The 9,035-nt window shown below is 69.8% G+C and carries 7 protein-coding genes; 2 read left to right on the top strand and 5 right to left on the bottom strand.

The features are described from left to right. Positions 1–171: 171 nt before the first annotated feature. A complete protein-coding gene (trmB, locus tag CWC38_RS09770) occupies positions 172–1,029 on the top strand; it encodes a tRNA (guanosine(46)-N7)-methyltransferase TrmB (RefSeq protein ID WP_121846563.1) in 858 nt (285 codons plus the stop codon). 212 nt (positions 1,030–1,241) lie between these two features. Here trmB and CWC38_RS12430 read toward each other — a convergent pair whose 3' ends face one another. The 4 genes from CWC38_RS12430 to dnaK form a co-directional block, all read right to left on the bottom strand. Further along, a complete protein-coding gene (locus CWC38_RS12430) occupies positions 1,242–1,760 on the bottom strand; it encodes a heat shock protein transcriptional repressor HspR (RefSeq protein WP_240625200.1) in 519 nt (172 codons plus the stop codon). 1 nt (position 1,761) lies between these two features. Beyond that, positions 1,762–2,811, bottom strand: a complete 1,050-nt coding sequence (locus CWC38_RS09760) for a DnaJ C-terminal domain-containing protein (protein WP_121846562.1) — start codon at positions 2,809–2,811, stop codon at positions 1,762–1,764. An 86-nt stretch (positions 2,812–2,897) separates the two neighbouring features. Then, entirely contained in the window at positions 2,898–3,521 is a 624-nt protein-coding gene (locus CWC38_RS09755; RefSeq protein ID WP_439108838.1) for a nucleotide exchange factor GrpE, read from the bottom strand. A 2-nt stretch (positions 3,522–3,523) separates the two neighbouring features. Further along, entirely contained in the window at positions 3,524–5,395 is a 1,872-nt protein-coding gene (gene dnaK / locus CWC38_RS09750) for a molecular chaperone DnaK (RefSeq protein WP_121846561.1), read from the bottom strand. Positions 5,396–5,748: 353 nt separating this feature from the next. Between dnaK and CWC38_RS09745 the strand changes: the two genes are divergently transcribed. Beyond that, positions 5,749–7,734, top strand: a complete 1,986-nt coding sequence (locus tag CWC38_RS09745; protein WP_121846560.1) for a BCCT family transporter — start codon at positions 5,749–5,751, stop codon at positions 7,732–7,734. A 99-nt stretch (positions 7,735–7,833) separates the two neighbouring features. On the opposite strand, the gene CWC38_RS09740 is transcribed toward CWC38_RS09745, so the two are convergent. Continuing rightward, on the bottom strand, positions 7,834–9,035 hold a 1,202-nt coding region (locus tag CWC38_RS09740), incomplete at its 5' end, for an MFS transporter (protein WP_121846559.1).

The raw sequence follows: 9,035 nt of genomic DNA, 5'->3' as shown, positions 1-9,035 counted from the left end.
GGGTGCTGGGGCTCGGGGTGTGGCGACTCGTGCTCCTGGGGCATGCGGCATCTCCTGGATCGCGCGGGTCGGGTGCCCACGGGTGGTGCTCGCGGGCGGGTGGGCCTCAATCCTAGAGCTGGCCCCGCGGCGTCGTGACCTTGCCTCACGGCCCGCCTAGGATGTTCCACGATGGAATCCAGCGACCGCACTCCGCAGCCCTCCGAAGCACACCGCCCCGCACTGCGGCCCTCCGCGGACGACGCCGCCCTGCCGGGCTCTCCTGCCGCCGGCGACGGCGCCCCGGCCACCGTGGCGTTCCCGCGGCAGCCGTACTCGTTCGTGCGCCGCGGTGACCGGCTCTCCCCCAAGCGCCAGAAGGCGTGGGACGAGCACGCCGGTGACTGGGTGCTGGACATCCCCCGCGTGCAGACCGACACCTCCGTGGACCCCTCCTACCGGCTGGACCGCGAGGCCGTGTTCGGACGCACCGCACCGCTCGTGGTGGAGATCGGCTCCGGGCTGGGCGAGGCGATCGTGGCCCACGCCGTGGCACACCCCGAGCTGGATCACCTGGCCGTGGAGGTCTACAAGCCCGGTGTGGCGGACCTGCTCATGAAGGCCGCGCAGGCGGGCGTGACGAACGTGCGCGTGGCACAGGCCAACGCCCCCGAGGTGCTCGAGCACATGCTCGAACCGGCATCCGTCAGCGAGCTGTGGGTGTTCTTCCCGGACCCCTGGCACAAGACCCGCCACCACAAGCGTCGCCTGGTCTCCCCCGCCTTCGCGGAGCTCGCGGCCCGCGTGCTCGCGCCGGGCGGGCTGTGGCGCCTGGCCACGGACTGGCAGGAGTACGCGGTAGTCATGCGCGAGGTGCTCGACGCCTCGGACGCGGACTTCGAGAACCTGCACCCCGGGCCCGTGGCGGACGACGAGCACCCCGAGACCGGCTGGGCCCCGCGCTGGGACGGCCGGATCCTCACGAGCTTCGAGCGCAAGGCCACGGAGGCCGGGCGCATCCCCCGTGACCTGACCTATCGGCGTCGCTGAGGCCACCGACCCCTCGGTCCAACCTCGCGCCCGGAACACGGACCGCAGGAGCCCGGCCGCAGAGACGCAGAACGCCGCGCCACCTCGGTGGTGCGGCGTTCTGCGTCAATGGGCCCGGCGGGTCACCGCACGCTGAGCCCCGCTGGACGGACCGTCGGCGCGGCCCCTCAGAGCTCCCTGGGCCGACCGTCGCGGAGCCCAGCCGCGAAGGGTCAGCGCGCGCTGCGCCGGCGCGCCGGGCGTCCCGGAGTGTCACGGGAGTTCTCGTCCCGTTCTGTTCCCCGGTCGTGGGTGACGGAGCCCGGTTTGGCCGGGCGGTACAGCATGAGTGCCTGCGAGACCTTGCGCGGTGCCCGGCGGGTGCCGCGGGCGATCCGCACCACGTCCCCCTCCGAACCGGCGGTGAAGATCATGTCCCGCTCCCGCCGTGCCTGGCGCTCCTGGTCCAGCTCCTCGGACAGCTCGGTGACCCGGGACTGCAGCGCCTGCACCTGGTTCTCCAGCTGCATGATGCGCTTGATCCCCTCCAGGGACACCCCCTCCTGGGAGAGCTCCTGGATCTGGCGCAGCTTCTGCACGTCCATCTGGGAGTAGCGCCGTGCCCGCCCGGAGGCGCGGGACGGGGTCACCAGACCCATGCGGTCGTACTGGCGCAGGGTCTGCGGGTGCATGTCCGCGAGCTCGGCGGCCACCGAGATCACGAAGACGGGCTGGGTGAAGTCCAGGGCCATCTCAGCTCGCCGCCTCCTCGCTCAGGGACGCACGGGGATCGAAGCCCTCCGTGGCCCGGGCGAACTCGCGCAGGGACTCGCGTGCGGCGTCGTCGAGGTCCGCGGGCAGCTGGATCTGCACGGTGACGATCATGTTGCCCGTGGTGGACCCGGACGTGAAGCCCTTGCCCTTGACGCGCATGCGGTGCCCGGAGGACGTGCCCGCGGGGACCTTCAGGTTCACGTGACCCTCGTCCAGGGTGGGCACCTGCACCGTGGCACCCAGACCGGCCTCGGAGACGGTGAGCGGCACCGTGACGTGGACGTCCTGGCCCTCACGGGTGAAGAACGGGTGCTCCTTGACCTTGACGGTCACGAAGAGGTCGCCGTTGCCCCCGGGCCCGCTGTGGCCCTTGCCCGCGATCTTCAGGCGCTGGCCGTCCTTCACGCCCTGCGGGACGCGCACGGTGGTGGACTGCCCGTTGCCGCGGCGCAGCTTCACCGTGGTGCCGCGGAAGGCGGAGCGCAGCGGGATGGTGGTGGTGGTGTGGATGTCCTCGCCCTTGGTGGGAGGTGCCTGGTAGCCGCCCTGGCCCCCGAAGCCGGGCTGCCCGCCGAAGCCGCCCCCGGTGCTGAACCGGGTGTTGCCGCCCTGGGCACCCCCGAACTGCGCGAAGAGGTCCTCGAAGCCCCCGCCGCCACCACCGCTGGAGGTGGTGTAGCGCCGACGTCCGCCGCCCCCGCCGCCGTTGAACAGGTCCCCGAAGATGTCCTCGAAGCCCGCGCCGCCGGCACCACCCGCCCCGCCGGGTCCACCGGCCGTGAAACGGGCGCCGGAGCCCATGGCGCGGATGGCGTCGTACTGCTCACGCTCCTCGGGGTCGGACAGCACCGCATTGGCCTCGGTGATGTCCTTGAACTTCTTCTCCGCGGCCGCGTCCCCCGGGTTCTGGTCCGGGTGGTACGTGCGGGCCAGCTTGCGGTACGCCTTCTTGACGTCCGCCTGGGATGCGTCCTTGGAGACGCCCAGCACGCTGTAGAAATCCTTGTCGATCCAGTCCTGACTGGCCATGACGCCTCCTTCCTGTGAGTTCTTCCTCGGTGCGGCTCGGGGGGGGGGCCCCGTCATGTGGCCCCGCCCCGAGGAGATGGTGTGCCTTACGGCTGCGCCGCCACGGCCACCTGGGCCGCCCGGACCACCCGGTTGCCCACCTTGAAGCCCGAGCGCAGCACCATGGACACGTGGTCCGGCTCCACCTCGTCGGTGGGCTGCTGCATCACGGCCTCGTGGATGGTGGGGTCAAAGTTCTCCCCCACCTCACCGATGCGGGTGAGACCCTTCTTGACCAGTGCGTCCTCGAGCTTGGTGGCGATCGCCGCGAACGGACCCTCTTCGAGGTCCCCCGCCTTGCGGGCGGCGTCCACGTCGTCCAGCACCGGCAGCAGCGCGGCGATCATCTCGCCGGACACGAAGTCCCGCAGCTGGTCCTTCTCCCGTGCCGTGCGGTTCTTGAAGTTCACGAACTCCGCCTGCAGCCGGCGCAGGTCCTCGAGACGCTCCTCCGCGAGCCGGTGGCCCTCGGAGTCGCCCGCCGGGGCGGCGTCGCCGTCCGACGACGCCGCGTCCGCGGCCTCTGCGTCCTGGGACTGGGGGGTGTCGAGGATGTCGTCCACGGTGAGCCCCTCCTGCCCCTCGGCGCTGTCCTGGCCGGGGCGAGCGGGCTGCTCCGGATCCTCCGGCACGGACTGGCCGCCACCCTGGGTGTTCTCGGAATCGCTCATGCTCACTTCTTCCCGTCGTTGTCGTCGTCCACGACCTCGGCGTCGACGATGTCGTCGTCGTCCTTGGCCTGGGCGCCGGCGGCACCCTCGGCACCCGGCTGGGCACCCGCGGCACCCTCGGCCTGGGACTGGGCGTACAGCGCCTCACCGATCTTGGTCTGCGAGGACTGCAGCTTCTCGAACGCGGTCTTGACGGCGTCGTCGTCATCGCCCTCGAGCGCGGCCTTGACGGCGTCCACGTCCGCCTGGACCTCGGTCTTGACGTCCTCGGGGATGGCGCCCTCGTCGTCCTTGATGAGCTTCTCCACCGAGTACGCGGTCTGCTCCGCGTTGTTGCGGCGGTCCGCGGCTTCACGGCGCTGCTTGTCGGCGTCCGCGTTGGCCTCGGCGTCCTTGACCATGCGGTCGATGTCCTCCTTGGACAGCGAGGTGCCGCCCGTGATGGTCATCGACTGCTCCTTGCCCGTGCCCTTGTCCTTGGCGGACACGTGCACGATGCCGTTGGCGTCGATGTCGAAGGTGACCTCGATCTGCGGCATGCCGCGGGGAGCCGGCGCAATGCCGGTCAGCTCGAACGTGCCCAGGTTCTTGTTGTCCCGGGTGAACTCGCGCTCGCCCTGGAAGACCTGGATGGACACGGACGGCTGGTTGTCCTCCGCGGTGGTGAAGGTCTCGGAGCGCTTCGTGGGGATGGCCGTGTTGCGCTCGATGAGCTTGGTCATCACGCCGCCCTTGGTCTCGATGCCCAGCGACAGCGGGGTCACGTCGATCAGCAGCACGTCCTTGCGGTCGCCCTTGAGCACACCGGCCTGGATGGCGGCACCCACGGCCACGACCTCGTCCGGGTTCACGCCCTTGTTCGGGGCCTTGCCGGCGAGCTCGGTGACCTTCTCGACCACGGCGGGCATGCGGGTGGAACCACCCACGAGCACCACGTGGTTGATGTCGGAGACGTTGATCCCAGCCTCGGCGATGACGTCCTTGAACGGCTTCTCCGTGCGGGCCAGCAGGTCCTTGGTGAGGTCCTCGAACTTGGCGCGGGACAGCTTCTCGTCCAGGTGCACCGGGCCCTCGGGAGTCACGGACAGGTACTGCAGGGAGATGGTGGTGGAGGTCGCGGAGGACAGCTCCTTCTTGGCCTGCTCCGCCGCCTCCTTCAGGCGCTGCAGGGCGATCTTGTCCTTGGACAGGTCAGCACCGGTCTTGGACTTCACCTGCTCCAGCAGCCAGTCCACGATGCGCTGGTCCCAGTCGTCGCCGCCGAGCCGGTTGTCGCCGGCGGTGGCGCGCACCTGGATGGTGGAGAAGTCGTCCTCGTCCTTGCCGACCTCCAGGAGGGAGACGTCGAACGTGCCGCCACCGAGGTCGAAGACCAGGATGAGCTCGTCCTCCTTGCCCTTCTCCAGGCCGTAGGCCAGGGCCGCGGCGGTGGGCTCGTTGACGATGCGGAGCACGTTCATGCCCGCCACCTCACCGGCCTCCTTGGTGGCCTGGCGCTCGGCGTCGTTGAAGTAGGCGGGGACGGTGATCACGGCGTCCGTGACCTTGTCGCCCAGGTAGGACTCCGCGTCCGCCTTGAGCTTCATGAGCGTGCGGGCGGAGATCTCCTGGGGGGTGTACTTCTTGCCGTCGATCTCGGTGGTCCAGTCGGTGCCCATGTGGCGCTTCACGGAGGCCACGGTGCGGTCCACGTTGGTCACGGCCTGACGCTTGGCGACGTCACCCACGAGGGTTTCGCCGTCCTTGGAGAAGGCCACGACGGACGGGGTGGTGCGGTTGCCCTCGGCGTTCGCGATGACGACGGGCTCGCCGCCCTCGAGAACAGCCACCACGGAGTTGGTGGTGCCGAGGTCGATTCCCACTGCGCGAGACATGTGTTGGTCCTTTCGTTGTGCTGCTTCGGCCCGGGGCCGCCGACCGGGCGGCCGGAACGGGCCTTCTGAAGACTTGAGCTTTCAGGACTCAAGTCTACACATTGAGTGGGGGATGTCAACCAAAGTTGAGCCGGGATCACTCAACTGCAACGCGCCGCCGTCATGCTGAGTTAGGGCGCCTACCAACGGAGCATTACAATCGGGGGTTTGTACGCCCACGGCGAAACGGTCGGCTCCGGGACATCACCCTGTCGGTACCGCCGCCGGGCGTCGCGCATGCACATCGTTCACGGGAGACGCACCACACCATCACGACGTCGAACACTCCCCCCGCAGCAGTCAGGAGAACTGTCTTGAGCACGCCACCCCACTCCCCCGACCGACAACAGCCGCCCGAAGCGGCCGCAGAGCCCGGATCGACGGCGGGGTCCACCTCCCGCAGCCGGCAGATCATCCACGAGCTCACCTACCCCCACGGGATCCACCCCGCACTCGTGCCGGGCGTGGGTGTGGAGGACCGCAAGGTCCGCTTCGACACCGACAAGGCCGTGTTCACCATCACCGCCCTGCTCATCGTGGCGTTCATCGCCTGGGGCGTCCTGGGCACCGACAACCTCTCCGCCGTGTCCTCCACGGCCCTGTCCTGGGTGACCGCGAACACCGGGTGGTTCTTCATCCTGCTGTCCACCGCGGCCGTGTTCTTCATGCTCTTCATCGGGTTCACCCGCACCGGCCGGATCAAGCTCGGGCGTGACGACGAGGAGCCCGAGTACTCCTTCTTCTCGTGGCTCGCCATGCTCTTCGCCGCCGGAATGGGCATCGGACTCATGTTCTACGGCGCGTTCGAGCCCATGAGCTACTTCGAGGGCGGGATCCCCGGCTTCAACCACGTCGCGGAGGCCGGCAGCGACTCCATGGTGGTCTACGCCCTGGTGCAGTCCGCCTTCCACTGGGCCCTGAACCCGTGGGCCATCTACGCCGTGGTGGGCGTCTCCGTGGCCTACGGTGCGTACCGCCGCGGCCGCGCCCCCCTGATCTCCCGCGTGTTCACGGCCCTGCTGGGCCACAAGCGCGTGGACGGCCCCCTGGGCAAGCTGATCGACGTGTTCGCCATCTTCGCCACCCTCTTCGGCACCGCCGCCTCGCTGGGCGTGGGTGCCATGCAGATCGGCTCCGGCATCTCGATCGTGGGCGGCATCGGCGAACTGGGCAACAACGCGCTGATCGTGATCATCGCCGTGCTGTCCGTGGGCTTCATCATCTCGGCGGTCTCGGGCGTCTCGCGCGGCATCCGCTACCTCTCGAACATCAACCTCACGCTGGCGTTCGTGCTGGCACTGTTCGTGTTCTTCGTGGGCCCCACGGTCTTCCTGCTCACACTGATCCCGTCCACGTTCTCCACGTACCTGCAGGAGTTCCTGTTCATGACCGGCCAGTCCGCGGCCTGGGGCCCGGACAGCGCCACGTTCTCGAACACGTGGACCGTGTACTACTGGGCCTGGTGGCTGTCCTGGTCCCCGTTCGTGGGCATGTTCATCGCCAAGATCTCCCGCGGCCGCTCCATCCGCCAGTTCGTGACCGTGGTCCTCGTGGTCCCCGCGTCCGTGTGCGTGCTGTGGTTCATCGTCTTCGGCGGCTCGGCCATGTTCTTCGCCAAGAACGGCGCGGACCTCTCCGTGGCGGGCGGCTCCGAGTCCATGCTCTTCGGGCTCTTCGACCAGCTGCCGCTCACCGGCGTGACCTCGGTGCTCGCCATGGTCGTGATCGGCATCTTCTTCGTGACCAGCGCGGACTCCGCGTCCGTGGTCATGGGCACCATGACCCAGCGCGGGCGCCCGGACCCCAGCAAGTGGATCGTGATCTTCTGGGGCGTGTGCCTCGCGGGGATCGCGGTCGTCATGCTGCTGGTGGGCGGCGACGACGCCCTGGCCGGCATGCAGAACCTGGTCATCGTCTCCGCGCTGCCCTTCGCCGTGATCCTCGCGCTGATGATGGTCGCCCTCTACCGCGACCTGCGCAACGACCCGGCCACGCTGCGGAGCCGCTTCGCGCTCTCCGCGGTGGAGAAGGCCGTGGCCACGGGCCTGTCGGAGCACGGTGACAACTTCGCGCTGCAGGTGGAGCACGCCGAGGGCCACCGCGCGGCCGGCGACTCGTTCGACTCGCACGACCCGGCCATCACCGAGTGGTACCGGCAGACGGACGAGAACGGCGACGAGACGGACTTCCAGTACAAGTCCCGCTGGGTCTCCTCCGCGGTGGACGACATCGTGGACGGCACGCCCGAGGGCGAGACCCCCTGGGACCAGACGACGCCCCGGAGCACCAGCACCCACTAGGTCCGCGCAGCGGCACCCCGTGGCACCACCGCAGAGCGGGGTGCACGTCCTCGGACGTGCACCCCGCTCTGCGTCCGTGCGCCCCCTGCCCCTGCGGGGTCAGTGCTCCTCGGTCTCCCGCGAGTCGGTGAGGGTGCGGATGCCCACCGCGGCGAGCACCGCCACGAGCACCGCCAGCAGGGCGAAGGAGATCTGCTGCGAGTGGACGAACGCCGAGACGGTGGCGGCGTCCCAGGCGCCGGCGGGCAGGACGGTTCCGACCACGGAGGCCATCACGGTCCCCACCACGGCCAGACCCACCGCGTTGCCGAGCTCCTGGGCGGTGTCGTTCAGGGCGGATCCAATGGACGTGTGGCTCTCGGGCAGGGCACCCAGCAGTGCCACCGCCCCCGTGGTCATGACGGCGCGCATGGCCACCGTCATCATCAGCATGCCCAGGGCGCACCAGAAGAAGGTGTGGCCCACGGCGTAGATCCACACCGCGAGGCTCGCGAGCAGCACCAGCACCGCGTACAGCGAGGTGCGGCGGTGCCCCCACGCGGCCACGGCACGGTCCACGAAGGGCCCGGCTCCCATCATGCCCACCACGAACGGCAGGTTCGCGAGCCCGGCCTGCAGCGGGGTCCAGCCCCACGCGAACTGGTAGAGCTGGGTGGACACGAACATCACACCCGCCATTGCTGTCATCACGGAGGTCTGCAGGATCGCGGAGCCCCGCACCGTGGGGATGCGGAACAGGGAGAGGTCCAGCATGGGCGCTGCGGCGGTGCGCTCACGCCGAACGAAGCCAGCCAGGGCGAGCAGCCCGCCCGCGAGCACCAGCAGGGTGCGCGGGTCCAGCCATCCGAACTCGACCCCCGCGGTGAACGTGTAGAGCAGCAGCCCCAGGGCCGCCACGGACAGCATCGCACCGGGCACGTCCGCGGCGCCGCCGCGCAGGTCCTCGGGCCGGTCCCGGTCCAGGCCCAGCCGCACGCCGAGCCACGCGACCAGGGCCACCGGCGCGTTGAGCACGAGCAGCATCTGCCAGGGCATGTGCTCCAGGGCCAGTCCCGCGAGCGTGGGCCCCACCGCGAATCCGATCATCGAGACCGTCATGATGAGCCCGATGGCCCGGCCCCGCAGGTCGTCCCGGTCGAACAGCCGGAAGAGCAGGGACATGGTGATGGGGGCGATCATCGCCGCGAACGCGCCGGAGACCGCGCGCACGGCGATGAGCTGGGCCGGGGTCTGCACCAGCAGCACGGCGAGCCCCGCGAGCCCGAAGAGCGCCAGACCCCACGAGATGGTGCGGCGTCGTC

The organism is Kocuria tytonicola (assembly GCF_003687455.1).
Taxonomy (GTDB): domain Bacteria; phylum Actinomycetota; class Actinomycetes; order Actinomycetales; family Micrococcaceae; genus Kocuria; species Kocuria tytonicola.
This window is presented reverse-complemented; position numbering and strand designations above follow the sequence as displayed.

Bases quoted from the DNA above. Each gene is read 5' to 3' on its own strand.
- trmB (WP_121846563.1), top strand. From the start codon at position 172: ATGGAATCCAGCGACCGCACTCCGCAGCCCTCCGAAGCACACCGCCCC.
- dnaK (WP_121846561.1), bottom strand. From the start codon at position 5,395: ATGTCTCGCGCAGTGGGAATCGACCTCGGCACCACCAACTCCGTGGTG.
- CWC38_RS09760 (WP_121846562.1), bottom strand. From the start codon at position 2,811: ATGGCCAGTCAGGACTGGATCGACAAGGATTTCTACAGCGTGCTGGGC.
- CWC38_RS09755 (WP_439108838.1), bottom strand. From the start codon at position 3,521: ATGAGCGATTCCGAGAACACCCAGGGTGGCGGCCAGTCCGTGCCGGAG.
- CWC38_RS12430 (WP_240625200.1), bottom strand. From the start codon at position 1,760: ATGGCCCTGGACTTCACCCAGCCCGTCTTCGTGATCTCGGTGGCCGCC.